Annotated in this window: 16 protein-coding genes, 3 tRNA genes and 1 pseudogene; 14 read left to right on the forward strand and 6 right to left on the reverse strand. The window is 71.3% G+C overall.

The annotated features are described in order from the left end of the window. Positions 1–23: 23 nt before the first annotated feature. On the forward strand, positions 24–803 hold the full coding sequence (locus ACFV57_RS11565) for an NAD(P)H-dependent oxidoreductase (protein ID WP_385229056.1): 780 nt from the start codon (positions 24–26) through the stop codon (positions 801–803). 68 nt (positions 804–871) lie between these two features. On the opposite strand, the gene ACFV57_RS11570 is transcribed toward ACFV57_RS11565, so the two are convergent. From ACFV57_RS11570 to ACFV57_RS11585, 4 genes are all read right to left on the reverse strand, one after another. After that, positions 872–945: transfer RNA gene (locus ACFV57_RS11570), tRNA-Met, on the reverse strand. Positions 946–1,084: 139 nt separating this feature from the next. Beyond that, positions 1,085–1,157: transfer RNA gene (locus tag ACFV57_RS11575), tRNA-Arg, on the reverse strand. 133 nt (positions 1,158–1,290) lie between these two features. Beyond that, positions 1,291–1,917 (reverse strand): HD domain-containing protein, encoded by a 627-nt coding sequence (locus ACFV57_RS11580; RefSeq protein WP_385229059.1) that lies wholly within the window; start codon positions 1,915–1,917, stop codon positions 1,291–1,293. Positions 1,918–2,338: 421 nt separating this feature from the next. Next, positions 2,339–2,429: transfer RNA gene (locus ACFV57_RS11585), tRNA-Ser, on the reverse strand. Between the two features lie 450 nt (positions 2,430–2,879). Here ACFV57_RS11585 and ACFV57_RS11590 point away from each other — a divergent pair. The 3 genes from ACFV57_RS11590 to ACFV57_RS11600 all read left to right on the forward strand — a co-directional run bounded on the left by ACFV57_RS11590 (position 2,880) and on the right by ACFV57_RS11600 (position 8,840). Beyond that, positions 2,880–3,362, forward strand: a complete 483-nt coding sequence (locus ACFV57_RS11590; protein ID WP_385228893.1) for an SSI family serine proteinase inhibitor — start codon at positions 2,880–2,882, stop codon at positions 3,360–3,362. Between the two features lie 193 nt (positions 3,363–3,555). Then, positions 3,556–8,043, forward strand: coding sequence for a PAS domain-containing protein (locus ACFV57_RS11595; RefSeq protein ID WP_385228897.1), 4,488 nt, complete (start codon positions 3,556–3,558; stop codon positions 8,041–8,043). 197 nt (positions 8,044–8,240) lie between these two features. After that, positions 8,241–8,840: a DUF6886 family protein gene (locus ACFV57_RS11600; protein ID WP_385228900.1), complete on the forward strand. Its 600-nt coding sequence runs from the start codon at positions 8,241–8,243 to the stop codon at positions 8,838–8,840. A gap of 16 nt (positions 8,841–8,856) precedes the next feature. On the opposite strand, the gene ACFV57_RS11605 is transcribed toward ACFV57_RS11600, so the two are convergent. Next, complete coding sequence (locus ACFV57_RS11605; protein WP_385228903.1) at positions 8,857–10,509, reverse strand: long-chain fatty acid--CoA ligase; 1,653 nt, start codon at positions 10,507–10,509, stop codon at positions 8,857–8,859. A gap of 434 nt (positions 10,510–10,943) precedes the next feature. Between ACFV57_RS11605 and tgmA (ACFV57_RS11610) the strand changes: the two genes are divergently transcribed. The 7 genes and pseudogenes from tgmA (ACFV57_RS11610) (at position 10,944) to ACFV57_RS11640 (ending at position 15,519) form a co-directional block, all read left to right on the forward strand. Then, complete coding sequence (tgmA, locus tag ACFV57_RS11610) at positions 10,944–11,246, forward strand: putative ATP-grasp-modified RiPP (RefSeq protein ID WP_385228906.1); 303 nt, start codon at positions 10,944–10,946, stop codon at positions 11,244–11,246. Beyond that, positions 11,243–12,205, forward strand: coding sequence for an ATP-grasp ribosomal peptide maturase (gene tgmB, locus ACFV57_RS11615; RefSeq protein ID WP_385228909.1), 963 nt, complete (start codon positions 11,243–11,245; stop codon positions 12,203–12,205). Before tgmA (ACFV57_RS11610) ends, tgmB begins: the two co-directional genes overlap by 4 nt. After that, positions 12,195–13,406, forward strand: a complete 1,212-nt coding sequence (gene tgmC / locus ACFV57_RS11620) for an ATP-grasp peptide maturase system methyltransferase (RefSeq protein ID WP_385228912.1) — start codon at positions 12,195–12,197, stop codon at positions 13,404–13,406. Before tgmB ends, tgmC begins: the two co-directional genes overlap by 11 nt. A 470-nt stretch (positions 13,407–13,876) precedes the next feature. Beyond that, the gene (locus ACFV57_RS11625; RefSeq protein WP_385228915.1) at positions 13,877–14,011 is read left to right on the forward strand and encodes a lasso RiPP family leader peptide-containing protein; all 135 of its coding nucleotides are present in this window, start codon (positions 13,877–13,879) and stop codon (positions 14,009–14,011) included. Between the two features lie 160 nt (positions 14,012–14,171). After that, positions 14,172–14,390, forward strand: a pseudogene (locus ACFV57_RS11630) (IS30 family transposase); the annotation flags it as partial. Between the two features lie 80 nt (positions 14,391–14,470). Then, positions 14,471–15,070, forward strand: coding sequence for an IS30 family transposase (locus tag ACFV57_RS11635; RefSeq protein ID WP_385228918.1), 600 nt, complete (start codon positions 14,471–14,473; stop codon positions 15,068–15,070). A 53-nt stretch (positions 15,071–15,123) separates the two neighbouring features. Beyond that, a complete protein-coding gene (locus ACFV57_RS11640; RefSeq protein WP_385228921.1) occupies positions 15,124–15,519 on the forward strand; it encodes a DUF6188 family protein in 396 nt (131 codons plus the stop codon). 154 nt (positions 15,520–15,673) lie between these two features. On the opposite strand, the gene ACFV57_RS11645 is transcribed toward ACFV57_RS11640, so the two are convergent. Further along, positions 15,674–16,027, reverse strand: coding sequence for an ATP-binding protein (locus ACFV57_RS11645; RefSeq protein ID WP_385228923.1), 354 nt, complete (start codon positions 16,025–16,027; stop codon positions 15,674–15,676). Between the two features lie 353 nt (positions 16,028–16,380). On the opposite strand from ACFV57_RS11645, the gene ACFV57_RS11650 reads away from it, so the two are divergent. The 3 genes from ACFV57_RS11650 to tgmA (ACFV57_RS11660) all read left to right on the forward strand — a co-directional run bounded on the left by ACFV57_RS11650 (position 16,381) and on the right by tgmA (ACFV57_RS11660) (position 18,260). Continuing rightward, positions 16,381–17,235 carry a helix-turn-helix domain-containing protein gene (locus tag ACFV57_RS11650; protein WP_385228926.1) on the forward strand — a complete coding sequence of 285 codons (855 nt, stop codon included), beginning with the start codon at positions 16,381–16,383 and terminating at the stop codon, positions 17,233–17,235. A gap of 11 nt (positions 17,236–17,246) precedes the next feature. Next, positions 17,247–17,453 carry a DUF397 domain-containing protein gene (locus ACFV57_RS11655; protein ID WP_385228929.1) on the forward strand — a complete coding sequence of 69 codons (207 nt, stop codon included), beginning with the start codon at positions 17,247–17,249 and terminating at the stop codon, positions 17,451–17,453. A 522-nt stretch (positions 17,454–17,975) separates the two neighbouring features. Then, positions 17,976–18,260, forward strand: coding sequence for a putative ATP-grasp-modified RiPP (gene tgmA / locus ACFV57_RS11660; RefSeq protein ID WP_385228932.1), 285 nt, complete (start codon positions 17,976–17,978; stop codon positions 18,258–18,260).

Genomic DNA, 18,260 nt, shown 5'->3' on the forward strand with positions numbered 1-18,260 from the left:
CCCTGGAGTTCCCCATGAAGAACATGAAGGTCCTGTGGGTCGCGGCCCACCCCGATGAGCGCTCCCTGAACCACTCCCTCAAGGACGAGGGACTGCGCGCCCTGCGCGACCACGGCCACGAGGTCCAGGTGTCGGACCTCTACGCCATGAAATGGAACCCGGTCGTCGACGCGGACGACTTCGACCACTCCCCGGCGGACCGCCTCCAGATCAACGACGCCGCCGAACGCGCCTACGCCAGCGGCTCCTTGAGCCCCGACATCCGCGCCGAACAGGAGAAGGTCACCTGGGCCGACACCCTCGTCGTACAGTTCCCCCTCTGGTGGCACGGGATGCCCGCCATCCTCAAGGGCTGGTTCGACCGCGTCTTCGTCAAGGGCTTCGCCTACGGCATCGACGACCCGGAGACCGGCCGGACGCTCCGCTACGGCGACGGCCCGCTGGCCGACAAGCGCGCCATGACCGTCGTCACCGCCGGCGCCCGCCCCGCCTCCATAGGCCCCCGCGGCGTCAACGGCGACCTCGACGACCTGCTCTTCCCCCTCCACCACGGCACGTACTGGTACACGGGCATGAGCGTGGCCCCGCCGTTCGTCGTCCCGTCCGCGAACCTGATGACCCCGGCCGGCTTCGAGGACACCGCCGCCCGGCTGCGCACCCGCCTCCTGGACCTGCCCTCGACCCCGCCCCTGCCCTTCCGCCGCCAGAACTCCGCCGACTACGACCCGGAGTCCCTCACCCTGCGCCCGGACCTCGCCCCCCACACCACCGGCCCGGCCATGCACTACACGGACGCCCGCTGAACCACACGCTCCGCCAACGCAAAAAAGACCGGCCCGGCACGTCTTCCGTGCCGGACCGGTCTTCGCAGTAGCGGGGACAGGATTTGAACCTGCGACCTCTGGGTTATGAGCCCAGCGAGCTACCGAGCTGCTCCACCCCGCGTCGGTTCCTCAGACTCTACGCCACCCCACCCCCAAAGGGAAATCGCCCCCACGGCCGCCGCACTCCCCACCGACAACCACACCCACAACCCACGACAAAGCCCCCGCCCGGATGACCCGGCGGGGGCTTTGACCTGCTGTGCGCTCGGCAGGATTCGAACCTGCAACCTTCTGATCCGTAGTCAGATGCTCTATCCGTTAAGCTACGAGCGCTTGGCTTTCCGGCGGTTTTTCTTGCCGGTCGGCGTTGCAGAAAGAACATTACACGAACCGCGCCGTGAGGCGAAATCCGTTCGCCACACCCCCTCTGAGCTGGGAAAACGTCGTTGGCGCGGAGGGCGGGGAGCTACTCGGGCCAGGCGGAGTCCTCGATGAGCCGTACGAAGTCCGGACGGATGCGCTCCGGATCGAAGCGGGCCAGGACGTCGGCCTCGACGGTGCCGAAGGCGGTTTCCGGGCGATGGGCGATGCCCCCGTGGAAGGCGCGGAGGATGCGGCGCTTGAAATCGGGGCGGGGATGGGCCGCGAGGATCTCGTCGCGGGTTTCCGGCGGGAGGGTGTCGTAGCCGATGCCGAGGATGTCGAGTTCGACGCCGGCCGCCAGGAGGGCGATCTCCGGGGCCATGCGGTGGGGGATCTCCGGCGTGGTGTGCAGGGCGATGGCCTCCCAGGCCAGCCGGGCGCGGTCGGCGGGAACGCCGTGGCCGGCCAGGAAGCGGCGGACCGCGTCGGCGCCGTCCAGTTCGAAGCGCTGCCGGGAGGCGCGGTAGCGGGCGGTCAGGCCGACGGCGTGGAAGAGGGCACCGACGTAGAGGAGCTCCGCGTCGAAGGCCAGGCCCCGCTCGCGGCCGTGCCGGGCGCCGAAGAGGTAGACCCGGCGGGAGTGGTGGTAGATCAGCTCGTCGGTGGTGTCCCTGATCAGCTCGGTGGCCTCCCTGGCCGGCTTGGTGTCGGGGAGGGGGATGCCGGCGATGTGGGTGTGGGTGGTGTGAGCCGTGTGACCGGCGCGGCGGGTGGCGTGGGCGTCAGAGGCTCGATCGGGGGCGGGATCGGTGGCGGGATCGGCGGCGCGATGGGTGACGCGATCGGTGGCGGCCGGGTCCGGCACCCGATTCTGGCTCTGGTCCCGGTTCTGGTCCTGGTTCTGGTCCTGGTCCCGGTTCTCGTTCTGGTCCCGGTTGGTTGTCATGGGGACAGGGTCGCGCTGTGGAGGGAGCGGCGCCCGGAGCGTTCCGGTCAGGTGTGGCCGGAGGCGAGGGGGAAGGGCGGGGCCGTGAGGACGCGGGGGCGCCAGGCCGAGGGGGGCGGCGCCGTACGGCGGGTTCCGGGCGCGGCCGGAGGCCGGAAAGCGTTCAGGCCCCGGTCGTGACGACCGGGGCCTGAACGGAAAGGAGCGGAGGCGGAGGGATTTGAACCCTCGATGGGCTTTAAAACCCAAACCGCATTAGCAGTGCGGCGCCATAGACCGGACTAGGCGACGCCTCCACACACCTCGACCGCGCGCAAGCGCGATGTGGCGTGTCCTGATGATGGCACAGCTCGGCGGGCTGTCACCAATCGCCTCCCACGGTACTCGGCGGACGGTCGGCCGGGCAAAGCTCTTTCCGGGGTGGTTCGCGCACGTTCCACCCCGTATGGCGGTGTCCCGTGGCGGGTGGTGGACGCGGTGGCGGGGGCGGGAGGGCAGTGGCCGGTGCCCCGTATCGACGCTCCGTACGGGGCACCGGCACCTGCGCACCGAATCGAACAGGGTTCAAACATCGCGGCGGGCGGGGGGCCGCGCGCAACGTCGGGCCCGGCGGCGCGTTAGACGCTGCGGGCGTGCGGAACGCGCGGAACGCGCGGGTCCCGGCGGGAACGCCGTACCGCGTCTCCCCCGTATGCGCTCCCGTACCGCCCCGGTCCCGTCCTCCCCACACCCCCCAGGAGTCCGCGATGCCGATCCGCCGGCTGTCCCGCTTCGCCACGGCTGCCACCGCCGCCACCGCCGCCCTCGCCCTGGCGGCCCCGGCCGCCACTTCCGCTCCCGCCGACGTCCAGGTCGGCGCCCCGTCCGAGGCAGCGCCCCTGCCGCTCCTCAGCCGCTCCTCCGACCACCTGACGATCACCGTCAGCGACTCCGGCAAGGCGGCCACGAACGGCACCCACGAGCTGTACTGCCACCCGGCACGGGGCACCCACGTCGACGCGCGCGGCGCCTGCGACAAGCTCGACGGCATGACCCGGTGGGGCAAGGATCTGTTCGCGGGCGTGCCCAAGGACAGCAAGTGCACGATGCAGTACGGCGGGCCCGCCACCGCCCGGATCACCGGAACCTGGGCAGGACGCACGGTCAACGCGCAGTTCAAGCGCACCAACGGATGTGAGATCGGCCGCTGGGACCGGTTCGTGCCGGTGCTGCCCCGGGTCGCTTCATGACCTGGAAGTAGGCCAGTTCAGGACGCGGGGCACATGTCGGGCGTGCGGTGAGTCGCACGATCCCGTGGCACTACCTCCTCGTCATCCGTCTCCGCGTCCACATCCGGTGCCCGTAGACTCCCTTCCAGTGACCCGCCACGGACGTGACGGCGGGCTCGGCAAGGTGCGGTAACTGCAGGGAGGAAGCGTCGTCGTGAGCAGCAGGCCATCCCGGGGCGCTGCTCGCCTCGCAGCCATACTCGACGCACTGCCCGACGCGTTGCTGCTGGTCAACTGCAACGGCACGGTCGTCAACGCGAACGCCATCGCCCTGGAGACGTTCGAGGCCCCGGGCACCGCCCTGGTGGGCCGGGGGCTGCTCGACCTGCTGCCGTCCTTCGACTCCAAGCGCATCCCCGGCTCCATGCGGCGGCGCGACGAGGAGGAACAGGGGCCGCGCACGAAGCCCACGCGGATGGTGGCCCGCCGTACCGACGGCAGGGAGCTGCTGGTCGAGGTGACCAGCGCAAACCTGGAGGACGGCCGTACCCCGTACGAGTCCGCCTTCGAGGCCGCGTACGCCGACCACCGCAACGGCTACACCGGCGACGAGCTGCTGATGCTCGTCGTACGGGACCTGACCGGGACGCTCGACACCGAGACCGAGCTGGCCCGCCAGCAGCGGCAGACCGAGATGATCCTGCGCGCGGCGGCCGAGGGCGTCGTCGGCGTCGACTCCGAGGGCAAGGTCGTCCTCGTCAACCCGTCCGCGGCGCAGATCCTCGGCTACCGGGCGAGCGAGCTGGGCGGCAAGGAACTGCACCCGCTCATCCACCACTCGCGGGCGGACGGCACGCCGCTGCCGTGGGAGGAGACGCCGCTCGCCGACTCCCTGCGGTCCGGGCGCAAGCACCGGGTCCGGGGGCAGGCGCTGTGGGCCAAGGACGGCCGGTCGGTTCCCGTCGACCTGACGACCGCGCCGGTGCGCGACGGCGACCAGCTCGTCGGCGCGGTGATGACGTTCACCGACCGGCGCCCGTACGACGCGCTGGCGGCGCGCCACACGCAGCTGCTGGCCGTACTGGACCAGTCGCTGCGCGGCCCGCTGGACGAGCTGAAGGCGGAGCTGGGCACGCTGGCGTCCGACCCGGCCGGCCAGCTGTGGCCGGAGGCCAACCAGATCCTGCACCACCTCGCCGCCGGGTACGCGCGGATGACGACGCTGGTCGACAACGTCCTGAGCTACCAGCGGCTGGACGCGGGCGGCGAGCGGCTGAGGCGGGCCAAGGTCTCCCTCGACGCGGTCGTGGCGGCCGGTGTCGAGGGCGCGATCGAGCTGATCGGGCCCGGCCGCGCCCAGTTCGCGGTGCACGCGCCGCCAATCGACGCCGAGGTGGACGCGCCGCGGCTCGCGCAGGCGCTGTCCCATCTGATCGCGGATGTCGCGGGCGTCGACGCCACGGGCAAGACGCCCGGCGGCGCGGCCGAGGCCGCCTCCGGGGACTCGACGATCGTGGTGGCCGCCGCGCAGCGCGGTGAGGTCGTACGGATCGAGGTGCGCGGCCCGTACGGCGGCGGCAACCCGGTCCACGCGCCGATCGTGCGCGGCATCGTGCGGCAGCACGGCGGAGTGCTGCAGACGCACGAGGTGCCGGGCGCGGGCGGCAGCGCGTACGTGCTCGAAGTGCCGGTGACGGCCGGTGGCGGGCCGGTGTCCGGCGCCGCGGGCGCGGACCGGGCGCAGGAGGCGACGGGCAACGAGACGACCGTGATGCCGGTGCCCGCGGAGCGTGCGCGGGGGACTCAGGGACAGGAACAGGGGCAGGGGCAGGGGCGGACAGCGAAGGCGCCGGGGGCTCAGAGGGCTCCCGGAGCGTCGGGAGCGCCGGGAGCGCCGGGAGCGCCGGGAGCATCGGCGCAGGGTGTTGAAGGAGTGGCCGGGGCGGCTGGTCCTGGTGGGGCCGGTGGGGCTTCCGGTGGCCGGAGGGCCGGTGGTCGTGAAGCCGGTGGCCGTGGGGCTGCCGAAGGGTTGCGTCCGGTGAGTGGTCCGGGCAGCCCCGGTGCGACGGGCGGTCCCGGTGGTTCGGGTGCGCCCGCTGGTGCGAATGCTTCTGGCGCTGCTGCGGGTGCGGGCGGAGGTGCGGCCCGTACGGATGGTGGTGCCGAGGACACGCCGACCGGGCGTCGGCGGGCGCGGCGCGGTGACGTACCGGAGCAGCAGCCGGGCGGCGGCGCCGCGGCGGCCGGAACCGGTGTCGGCCAGGTGCCCCGGGCCCGCGGCGAGGCGAACGCCGCCGGACCGCAGGGCCCGGTGCGCGGCACGGCCGGTCCCGGAGCACCGGGTACGGACCAGGGTGGCGACGGACCCCCGGAGTCGGGCATGCCCGGCGCCCCCGGGATGCCGCAGGGCATGGCCGGGGCCCAGGTCGTACCGCCCGGTGGCCGTCGCCAGTCCCAGGACGCCCCGGAAGGCGCCGCGCGGACCGCGCTCCCGGCCATCGCGAGCGGCCCGCAGGGGCCGGAACAGGGCCACGCCGCCCACCCCCACGCCCAGGCCGTGCAGGAGCAGGGACAGGCGTCCGGGCGGCGGGCGCGCAGGGCGCTGGCCGACACGGCCGAACGTCCGATCCCGAACCAGCCGCAGGGCCCTGCCCGTACGCCGAACTCGGCCTTCGCGCTGCCGCCCGCAGCCGCCGACCAGCTTCCGCAGTCCCCCCTGCCCGCGCTGCCGGTCCTGCCCGGCCAGCCGGGCCCGCAGAACGGTACGGACGCGGGCGCCAATACGGGCACGGGCCGCCGCCGCGCACGCCCCGGTACGGCGGACGCCGCCGGTGACCCGGCCGGGCCGGTGCCCGGCCCGGGTGCGCCCGAGGGTGAGTGGGGCCCCGAGCCGACCGGACGGCGGCGCGCGCGCCGGGCCGCCGCCGAGGAGCGGGCCGCCGCGGCGATGGCCGATTCGGAGTCGACGGGTACCTTCGTCGCCGGTCCGGAGGGGCTCGTCGCGCACCCCACCGAGGACGGGCCGACGGCCGGTCCCATGGCCGCGCCGGCCGCCGGGGAGACCCCGCCCGCGCCCACCGGGCGGCGGCGTGGCCGCCCCAGCCCGGTGGAGGCCGAGCAGGGCCCTCAGGGCGCGCAGCTCCAGAACCCGAACCAGAACCCGGCCCAGCCGGTCCCGCCGCAGCCCCAGGCCGGACAGGCCGGTCAGGCAGGGCAGCCCGGACAGGCAGGCCAGGCCGCACCGTCCGGACAGGCCGCGCAGTCCGGCCGGCCGGGCCGCCCCGGCGCGCCCGCACAGGCCGACCCTGCCGGTACGCCCCACAGCGCCACCGACCACCCCGGCGCCCCCCAGCCCCCCGTACCGGACCCGGCCGCCCCGGCCGACGCCTCCGCCCCCCGGCAGCCGATGCCCGCGCCCGCTTCCCCGGAAGCGGCGGAGGGCGACGACGCGGCGGGCGGGCACTCCCACGGGCGTGCGTTCAGCGTGCGGACGCTCGGGCAGGGCGTGCCGTTCTCGCAGCAGCTCACCGAGCAGCAGCGCCCGGGAGCGGCGCCCCAGGGTTCCGCGCCAGGAGCGCCAGGAGCGCCGGGAGCCCCCGGAGCGCCCGCCGCGCCCGGCACATCCGCCGCGCCTGCCGCGGGGTCGGGCCGCCGCCGCAAGCTGGCCCAGCCGCCGCAGGAGGGGGAGCGTACGGCCGCGTCCGACGCCTCCGCCGCCGAGGCCCGGCCGCACCCGCAGCACGGCACACACGGGCCGGGCACACCGGGAGTACCGGGCCAGGACCGGCCGCACCCTGCGCCGCAGGCCCAGCCGCAGCAGCAACAGCCTCCGCAGCAGCACCTGCTGAACTCCTCCGAGGGCCGCGCCTTCGCCGTCTCCGCGCCCGACGAGGGCAGCGAGGGCCCGGAGCCGCTGGACGGCCCGAACGGTGCCGTCGAGGTGACCGAGCACCAACCGCAGCCGATGGACGACGAGTTGCCGCCGGAGCCGCTGGACAACCCGCGCCGGCTGCTGGTCTGGCCCGCGCCGGACGTCTCGACGCAGCAGGCGCTGAGCGACCGCGGCTACCGCCCGGTCATCGTCAACTCCCGCGAGGAGGTGGACGCGCAGATCGCCGCGTATCCGGCGGCGCTGTTCGTCGACCCGCTGACCGGGCCGATCACCCGTACCGCCCTGCAGTCGCTGCGTACGGCGGCGGTGGCGGCCGAGGTGCCGGTCCTGGTGACGGCCGGTCTCGGACAGGCGACGCGGGAGGCCGCGTACGGCGCCGACCCGGCCGTACTCCTCAAGGCGCTCGCCCCGCGCGACAGCGAACAGCACCCGCCGCGGGTCCTGCTGACCGAGGAGAACGACGCCGTCGCCGGAGCGCTGACCGCGTCGCTGGAGCGGCGCGGAATGCAGGTCGCGCGGGCCGCGACGGACGCGGACGCGGTGACCCTGGCGGCCCAGATGCGGCCGAACCTGGTCGTGATGGACCTGATGCAGGTGCGCCGCCGCCGGGCCGGGATCGTCGACTGGCTGCGTTCGAACGGGCTGCTCAACCGCACCCCGCTGGTCGTCTACACCTCGGCGGACCTCGACCCGGCCCAGCTCCCGCGGCTCGCGGCCGGCGAGACCGTCCTCTTCCTGGCGGAACGCTCGACGAGCACGGAGGTGCAGGCCCGCATCGTCGACCTGCTCGCCAAGATCGGCACGAACTGAGCGGTACGAACCGGGCGGTACGAACCGGGCGGTACGGGCCGAGCAGTCCGAGCCGGGCGGTACGGGCCGAGCAGTCCGAGCCGGGCGGTACGGGACGGTCGGTACGGAACGGTTTGGCCCGCACCGAGCGGCGGCGCGCCACCACGTCATCGGAAATTCCGTGGCGGTGCCCCGCCCCGCTCCACTAGAAACGCCGCATGCGCCCCGCCCCCGGTGAAGTCCTGCACTTCTCCGAAGACCCCACGATCACGCGGTTCGTACCGCACGTCGCCCGGACCGCGCGGCAGTCCGAGGCGTACGTCTGGGCCGTGGACAGCGGCCGGGCGCCGGACTACTGGTTTCCGCGCCAGTGCCCGCGGGCCATGGCCTGGACGGTGCCGGGCACGAGCGCGGCGGACCGCGCCCGCGTCCTCGGGCCGGGTGGCGGCGAGCGGGTACACGCGATCGAGTACGACTGGCTGGACCGCCTGCGCACCACCGAGCTGTTCGCCTACCGGCTCCCGGCCGGGGCCTTCCGCCCGTTCGGCGAGCCGGTGCCGAGCGCGGTCGTGGCGACCGGGCCCGTCGTACCGCTCGGACCGCCCGAGCCGGTGGGAGACCTGCTGAAGCTGCACCGGGACGCCGGAATCCAACTGCGGGTGCTCGACAATCTGTGGGGCTTCTGGGACGAGGTGATCACCAGCACACTGGGCTTCAGCGGCATCCGGCTCCGCAACGCGAAGCCGGCGCGCGAACCGGCGCGCGAACCGGCGCAAGCCCCTCCCGTACGCCGCCGCCTCACCCCGCCGCCCGCGTGACCACCAGCTCCTCCTCTCACCCCACCCGCGTAACCGTCAACTCCCCGTCCGCGTACTGCTTGCGCAGCACCTTCTTGTCGAACTTGCCGACGCTCGTCTTCGGTACGGACGGCACCACCGTCCACCGCTCCGGCAGCTGCCAGCGCGCCACCCGCTCGCCGAGGAAGGCCCGCAGCTCCTCGAAGGCCGCGCTCGCGCCCTCCCGGAGCACCACGGCGGCCAGCGGGCGCTCGCCCCACTTCTCGTCCGGTACGGCCACCACCGCGGCCTCCGCGACCTCCGGGTGGGCCATCAGGTGGTTCTCCAGCTCGACGGACGAGATCCACTCGCCGCCGGATTTGATCACGTCCTTGGCCCGGTCGGTCAGCGTCAGATAGCCGTCCGGCGTGATCGTGCCGACGTCGCCGGTGCGCAGCCAGCCGTCGGGGCTGAACTTGTCCTCGGGGCGCAGGTCGGCGCCGTCCGCGCCGCCGTAGTACGCACCCGCGATCCACGGCCCGCGCACCTCCAGCTCGCCCGCCGACTCCCCGTCCCACGGCAGCCGCTCGCCGCCGGGGCCGATGAGGCGGGCCTCCACCGAGGCGGGGAAGCGGCCCTGCATCCCGCGGTAGGCCCACTCCTCGGCGCCGCTCACGCCGGCCGGCGGGTGCGAGACCGTGCCGAGCGGCGAGGTCTCGGTCATGCCCCAGGCGTGTACGACGCGCAGCCCGTGCCGCTCCTCGAAGGCCCGCATCAGCGACGGGGGACACGCGGAACCGCCGATGACGACGTTGCGCAGCGAGGTCACGTCCCGCTTGGTGGCGTCCAGCTCGCCGAGCAGGCCCTGCCAGATGGTGGGCACGGCGGCGGCGATGGTCGGCCGTACCGTCTCGATCATCTCGGCCAGCGGCGCCGGCTGGAGGAAACGGTCCGGCATCAGCAGTGAGGCACCGGCCATGAAGGAGGCGTGCGGCAGGCCCCAGGCGTTGACGTGGAACATCGGGACCACCGGCAGCGCGATGTCCTTGCCGCCCAGCGCGAACGCCTCGGCGTTGTTGACCTGCATGGAGTGCAGGTAGAGGGAACGGTGGCTGTAGGCCACGCCCTTGGGGTCGCCGGTCGTGCCGGAGGTGTAGCAGAGCGCGGCGGCCTGCCGCTCGTCCAGCTCCGGCCAGTCGTAGACCTGCGCGCGGCCGGCGATCAGCTCCTCGTACTCGTGGACACGCGGCCGTACGCCCTCCAGTACGGAGCGGTCGCCGACGCCGGACACGACGACGTGCTCGACCGTCGGCAGGTGCGGCAGCAACGGCGCCAACAGGGGCAGCAGGGTGCCGTTGACGAGTACGACCCGGTCCGCGGCGTGGTTGACGATCCACACCAGCTGCTCTACGGGCAGCCGCAGGTTGAGCGTGTGGAGCACGGCGCCCATGGAGGGGATGGCGAGGTACGCCTCCAGGTGCTCGGCGTTGTTCCACATGAGGGTGGCCACCCGCTCGTCGCCCCGGACGCCCAGTTCGTCGTGGAGCGCGTGGGCGAGCTGGGCTGCGCGGATGCCGATCTCCGCGTAACTGCGGCGCTGCGGCGCGCCCTCACCGGTCCAGGTGATCGCCTCGGCCCTTCCGTGGATCGTCGCGCCGTGCGTCAGAATCCTCGAAACGGTCAGGGGTACGTCTTGCATCGTGCTCTGCACCGGGAGCCTCCCCATAGGGTGCGCCTGTTACGCGCGGGTAAGTTCCTGGCGATTGTCCTGGTGTTCCTCGCGGTATGTCACTACCCGGCCTGTGCGGATTCGGCCGTCGGCACGGCTTGCGGCGACTGCGCGGCACCGTCGGGGAGCGGTACGGCGAGGCAGCCGCGCCCCCGGGGAGCGGTCCTCGATCGGGCCATCTTCGCCATGTTCTCCGGTACGGGTCACCGCCGTTCGCCGGCTCGCGCCCGAGCCGCCGGGCGTGATCGCGGCTCACACCTCGGCAGGCCGCCGCGCCCGCGTACACCCCACCCACACCTTCGCCCCCTTCCCTTTTTCCCTGGCAGGTCGGGGGGAGGGGCCCACGCTTGAGAAGGGAATACTGCCTCGCGTCCCTACCGCACAGCCCAATCCGTCTTCGAATGGAAAGGCTCGCGATGTTCAGTTACGCCGACCGGTTCCCCACCGGAACACCACTCCCGCAAGGACACCCGACCCCGGCCCCCTGGGCTCTGCGCCGCATCGCCCCGTACCCGCCCTTCGACGGGCACCAGTACGCACGCGTCGAACTGGACGCCACCACACAGACCGCCCGCTACCTCGACGCCGTCGGCGCCGTCGTGATGGCCCCGGGCCACGGCACGTCATCCGGCACCAACCCGCCCACCGGCACGACCGGCCAGGGCGACCGCAACGACGATGCGCCCGACAGCGACACGGGGAACGACACCGACCAGTGACCGCCCCCCGCCCGGTCGCGGTCGTCACCAACCTCGACGACCCGACCGCCGATCTGGTGATTGCCGAACTGCACGACCGGGGCATCCCGATCGTGCGGTTCGACTCCGGTGACTTCCCCGCCACCCTCACGTGCTCCGCCTTCATCGGCGACGACGCGAAGCAGTGGCGCGGAAGCGTGCAGACCCCGACCCGCACCGCCGAACTGGGCTCCATCCGGTCCCTGTACTACCGGCGCCCCTCCGGGTTCGCCTTCCCCCACCTCGACCTCCAGGACGCCCGGTTCGCCGCCGCACAAGCCCGCTACGGCCTCGGCGGCATCCTCACCTCGTTGCCCGACTGCCTGTACGTCAACCACCCCCACCGCATCGGCGACGCCGAGTACAAACCCGCCGGCCTCGCCGCCGCAGCAGCGTGCGGCTTCACCGTTCCGCCCACGCTGATCACCAACCGGCCCGACGACGCCCGCACCTTCATCAAGCACCACGGGCCCGTCATCTTCAAACCCCTCTCCGTACCGCTCTACCGCATCGGCGGCCAGGCGCAGACCGTGCCCGTCGAGCCGGTCACCGCCGACGAGATCGACGACTCCCTCGCCGGCACCATGCACCTCTTCCAAGCACAGGTGGACAAGGCCGCAGACGCCCGCGTGACCGTGATCGGGAACCGCACATTCGCCGTACGCATCGACTCCGGGCTCCTCGACTGGCGCACCGACTACAGCACTCACACGTACACCCCCGTCACCGCGCCGCCGGACGTAGAGCGCGCGATCTTCGCCTACCTCCGGCACTTCGGACTCGTCTTCGGCGCATTCGACTTCGCCCTCGCCCCCTCCGGCGAGTGGACGTTCATCGAATGCAACCCCTCCGGCCAATGGGCCTGGCTGGAACCCCCCACGGGCCTACCCATGACCGCCACCCTCGCTGACCTCCTAGAACGAGGCACCCATGCAACCTGACGTCGCCACCATCGCAACCAAGCTGCGGCACCAGCTCTCAGCCCACCTCGCCGACGAGGGCTGGCTGCACAGTCCGGCATGGCGCGCCGCCCTCGAAGCCGTCCCCCGGCACGAGTTCGTACCGTGCTTCTACCGCGAGATCGACGCCCCCGGCCTGACGACGTGGACGCCGGTCACGGCCGATCTGCTCGGCGTCGAGGAATGGCTGCGGCAGGCATACGCCGACAACACCCTCATCACGCAATTCGACGGCCAGGAAACCGACTGGACCGACCCCAAGCCCATCGTCGGCGCGCACCCGACCTCATCCTCGACCCTGCCGGCCCTCGTCGTGCACATGCTGGAAGAACTCCAGCTCGACGACGGAATGACCGTGATGGAGATCGGCACCGGCACCGGCTACTCGACCGCCCTCATGTGCCACCGCCTCAGCCCCGACCGAATCACCTCCATCGAGACCGACCCCGACGTTGCCGTACGCGCCCGCGACGCCCTCACCCGCTGTGGATACACCCCGCGCCTGGTCATCGGCGACGGCCTCGCCGGAGACCCCGACGGAGCCCCCTACGACCGTACGATCGCCACCTGCGGCGTCCGCCACATCCCCTACACATGGGTCCGGCAGACCCGCCCCGGTGGGCTCATCCTCGCCACCCTTCGCGGGTGGATGCGCTCCCTCGGCCTGGTCCGCCTCACCATCGACCACGACGGCCACGCCGAGGGCCGGTTCATCGACAGCAATCCGAGTTTCATGATCGCCCGGCAACAGGACGCGCCCGCAAGCCTCGGCATGATCCCCTCACCAGGCGACGGCGCCTCGCGCAGCACCCCCTACGGACCCGACGTGCTGACCGCGGCCCGCTACGGATTCGTTGCACAGCTCGCCATGCCCGGCGCCCGCTTCTTCTCCATGCCGGCCGACGACGGCACGATGTGCACGTACGTGCTCGACGGTACGAACGAGTCCTTCGCCGTCCTCACTCCCAAGAGCGGCGACGCGTGGAACGTCCGCCAAGGCGGACCGATCGCCCTATGGGATGTGCTGGAAAACTCGCTCGACACCTGGCGCAAGGCTGGCGCCCCGAAGCCAACAGAGTTCGGCGTCACTGTCACGGAGGCGAGCCAGCGGGTATGGCTCGGCGCACCGGACGGGCCAAGCTGGCGTCTGCCGACCCCGGCGGACACAAACGGCTTGGCATAGCGCTGGCAGCAGTAACCCAACGGCCGCGGTACTCCGCTGAGTACCGGGGCTGCTATTGCCTGGGCTTGAGGCTCCGAACTTGCTCCCCAGCGTCATAGCGCCCCAGGTCAGATGCTGAATTTTTACGCACGTTGTTCCACACGAGGGTAGCCACCCGCTCGTCGCCCCGGACGCCCGGTTCGTCGTGGAACGCGTGGGTGAGCTGGGCGGAGAGCCGTACGGCGAGGGAGCTGCACCCCCGGGGAGCGGTCCTCGATCGGGCCATCTTCGCCATGTTCTCCGGTACGGGTCACCGCCGTTCGCCGGCTCGCGCCCGAGCCGCCGGGCGTGATCGCGGCTCACACCTCGGCAGGCCGCCGCGCCCGCGTACACCCCACCCACACCTTCGGGGCACCCCCGCACAGCGACATCACTGGCAGTGTTGAAAAGAACACGCAAAGTGGCGTGACGAGTGGAAGGGCTGTCTTCTCATGCTGATCACGGATGAAGAGTTCGAGTACGAGGCTCCCGAGCTGGTGACCGTAGGCGAATTCGGCGAGTTGACGCTCGGCGCCATCGGCTCGTACACCGACATGGTCGGCGGGCAATTGGCCGACGGCTGGTAAGCCCTTTCGCCGAACTGAAGTCCCCCCGCCCCGGGCCCTTGGGCTCCAGCGATCATCGCAACACCCGACCTTCGGGGACGCGATGGCCTTCGAGATCCGAAAGATCCGAACACCGCAGGGGAAGAAGCCGGCCCGTGAGCGGGAGGAATACTTCCGGCTCATGGAGCAGGGGGCAAGCAGCCGGGAGGCGTGCCGGATCGTCGGCATCAACCGGCGTACCGGCAAACGATGGCGCAACGGCACCGATCCAACGGAGAACAGACCCGCTCAGCCCGCACACAGAGTGCGGGCTGAGCGGGCCGTTTCGCCGTCTCGGCACCTGGCGCAGGAGGAACGGCTCTACATCGCCGACCGGGTGTGGGAGAAGGCATCGGTGCGGAGGATCGCAGCTGAGCCGGAGCGGAGTCCGTCGACCATCAGCCGGGAGATCCGTCGCACCCGGCATCCCGGCAACGGCCAGTGCCGGCCCTGCGCCGCTCAGTCCCGCGCCGAGTCCCGGCTGCCCCGGCCCAAGCCCAGCAAGATCACTCAGACCTCAGAGCTACGGAAGTTCGTCCAAGGCCACCTGGACAAGAGGTGGAGGATCGGGCGGTCCCCGGCCGCTGGGAGGGCGACCTCATCATCGGCAAGGACGGCGCCTCCGCGATCGGCACGCTCATCGAGCGGAGTACCCGCTACGTGATGCTCCTGCACCTGCCGAACGGGCGTGGAACCGAGGTGGTCCGCGACGCCTTGACGGAGGCCGTCACGACGCTGCCGGCCCGCTTGAAGCGGGCCCTGACCTGGGACCAGGACACCGAAATGGGACGCCACCACGACTTCACCGTCGCCACCGATACCCCGGTCTGCTTCTGCGACCCCGCCAGCCCCTGGCAGCGCGGCTCGAACGAGAACACGAACGGTCTGCTGCGGCAGTACTTCCCGAAGGGCACCGGCCTGTCCGTCCACAGCCGCGGACACCTGAACGCCGTCGCCGCTGAACTGAACGGCAGGCCCCGCAAGACGCTCGACTGGGAAACGCCGGCCGAGCGCCTGTCTACACTGCTCAAGGCCTCATAGAGCCGGTCGTCGGCTTTCCGTCGGCACCCGGCAGAAGCGCGGCAGGGGGAGCGGTGAAAGTACCCACGGAGTTGGTCGGCACCCGTGTCACGCGCACGGCCTTCGACCATCAGGTCCGGATCAGCTTCACCGATCACGCCCCGGACGGCCGCATCCGCGTGGATGGCGAGCTCGTCATCGAGACACCATTCACCCTCACAGACGCCTCGGGCCACCAGGCTCTTCTGGCGCCAGCCACCGGACCGTCCTTGGCACCGCTACTCGGCCTGTTCACCAAGGCCGTCACCGAAACCGAGGTCACCGGGCCAGGCACCCTGTCCCTCGGCTTCGATGACGGCACTCGGCTCAGCGTCGAGCCGGACTCCGACTACGAGTCGTGGAGCCTCACCGGCTCAGGAATCGATCCCGTCCTGGTAGGCCCAGGCGGCGAAACCGACTGGCAACACTGACCACCGCCGCAACCGACACCGCTGCGGCACTCAACCTGTGGTGCAACGACCGTTGGAATCCGCCCCATACGCCGAGGCGGGGGCGTCTTCGTCGTCCCCGGACATGCAGCGGGCCCGCCGGCTTGCGGCCGGCGAACCCGCCCGGGGGGTCACCTCACCGGCACACCTGGCCGGCCACCTCTCCGCCCCGGTCGAGCGCGAACCACACGCCCTTACGGGTGCGCCACTCGACGTTGGGCCGGTAGACGCCCCAGCGCGACGCGAGCGCCTCGACGAGCAGCAGGCCGCGGCCCGACCCGTCATCGACCAGAGCGGGCAGGCTGAGGAGTCGGCTACGAGGAGCGTCGTCCCACACGGCGACGCGTACGGATGTGGGGTGCACGGCTACGTCCAGGCGTACGACGGTTGTCGACGTGTGCAAGTGGACGTTCGTGACCAGCTCACTGACCAATACACGTACGTCCCGGACGAGTTCGTCGATGCCGAGCAGGATCAGCACGTCACCCACGACGGTCCGGGCGATCCTCGGCGCGGCGCTTCCGCACGGCAGATCGAACCGGAACGAGCGGTGTCGGGCTTCGGGGGGTGCGGGGGGTGGTGCTGGGGGTGCGAGAGTCATGGCTAGGTCTCCCAACGCGGTCTTACGCGCTACGCGCCACCTTGGCCCTGCCGCTCCCCAGGGGCCCGCCCGAAGGCGTGCGCGAGCGACTGCACTGCGGCTTTACCGGCACACTGCGCGGTGCTGCCAGGACCATAGGGTGCAACGCTGTACCGGTACAACCCTGTACCGCAAATTGCCTCCGTAGGTGGACCGGTGACGCCGCACCCGGCAGACTCAGGGAGGACAAGGGGAAGGGACACATGCCACCGAGGGACAATCCGAGCGCCCGGCAGATCCGACTCGGCGCCGAGCTTCGGAAGCTGCGGGAACGCGCCGGCAGAACGGCACGCGAGTCCGGTGGCCTGCTGTCCACCGATGCGGCGCGCATCAGCAACATCGAGGCCGGCCGACTCGGGATCAGCGCGGAACGCATCCGCCGCCTGGCCACCTTCTACCAGTGCGATGACGAGCCGCTCATCACCGCCCTGTGCGAGATCGCCGCCGAGCGCAGGGGGACGCACTGGTTCGACGACTACCGAGGCGTCCTCACGCCCGGATGGCTGGACATCGCCGAACTGGAGCTGCACGCAACGGCGATCCGCACATCGCAGTCCACCACCATGCCCGGCCCGTTCCAGACCGAGACCTACTCCCGAACCCTGTTCGAGGGAGTGACGCCGGCGCTCCCGGCGAATGAGGTCGACACCCGCGTCGAGCACCGACTGAAGAGGCGAGCGGCCTTCGAGGGACCGACATCGACTCCGTATGCGGCGATCGTGCACGAGGCCGCACTACGGATGCGCTTCGGCGGGCGCAAGGTCACGCGGGAGCAGCTTGAATACCTCGTCGAGGTCTCACACCTGCCCAACGTGTCCGTACGAGTGATCCCGTTCACGAACGAAAGGTTCATCGAGGTCACTCAGCCAGTGATGTACGCACACGGAACGGTGCCACAGCTGGACACCGTGCAGATCGATTCGGCTTCCGGCGGGCGGTTCCTTGACGCAGAGGCCGACTTGAAGAAGTACAACGGCCTGCTGGACATCGCCGAAGAAGCATCTCTCGACGAAGCCGAGTCGCGACAATTCATCCACAACATCGCACAGGAAACGTGAGACCAAAGGGAATGAGCGCAATCGACCCGATCAACTGGCAGAAGTCTTCTTTCTCCGGAGGTGAAGGGGAAAACTGTGTCGAGGTCGCGCTGCATGAGGGCAACATCGTGATGCGCGAGAGCGATGAGCCCAGCAGCACGATAACGACAACTCGCGCCAAGATGGCCGCGTTCGTCAAAGGCGTGAAAAACGGAGAATTCGACCACTCCGTCAACTAGTCCAGTTTTCCGCACGTTTGTGCGCCGCGAGCGCGGCCCCCGTCCCACCTGGGCGGGGGCTTTTTGCATATGCCAGTCTGCATGGTTGTACCGGTCCACCCTTGCACCCCCACCCTTCGCGGCACTACGGTCACAGAGCGTCGCCGTTCCGAGACCGCATTCCGCAAATGCCTGGTTCGGCGTGCGCCTCTCATCGCTGTTCGGCGTGAGGGAAACCGTGAATCTCCCTCCTCGTGGTTTTGTCCCTAGCAGGTTGCGACGGGGAGGGGGTCACCTCCTTGGGAAGCATTTCTTCTCGCACCCGCAAAGGGTGGGCGACTTCCCCACATCGACGATTCCCCACTGATCCGAATACCCGTCCGCGCATTCTCCGCTCGCCCACGTCCCGGACGCCACCGCGGAGGGCAGGTACGGACTTCCCAACCGGCCGTTCACATTCCTGGCAACCCGGCCGGACGGGCGCACCACCGTACGTCGGTGCAGGGAAAACCCCGCACCTAAGCACCAGTTCGAGGAGAACCTGTGTCCGTACTCGCTGATCGACTCCCGACTCGGAACCGCGCGATCAACCCCGAACCGGCCGGCCCTCTCGCAACCCGGCCGTTCGGGCTCGACGCACTGACCAACGTGGCACCCGCGGGAACCCCCTCCCACACCTTCACCGTCGATCCCGACTCGCAGCTCTCCGTCATCGACGGCGAGGTCTGCATCAACACCCCGGCCCACATGGCGAACACGATCTGCAACACGGAGTCCGACGGAAGCGACGCCATCGGCGGCGTGGACGAGGACGAGAACGACGACTGA

Origin of the sequence: Streptomyces sp. NPDC059788, from assembly GCF_042732265.1 — a bacterium.
In the GTDB taxonomy this organism is placed as follows: Bacteria; Actinomycetota; Actinomycetes; order Streptomycetales; family Streptomycetaceae; genus Streptomyces.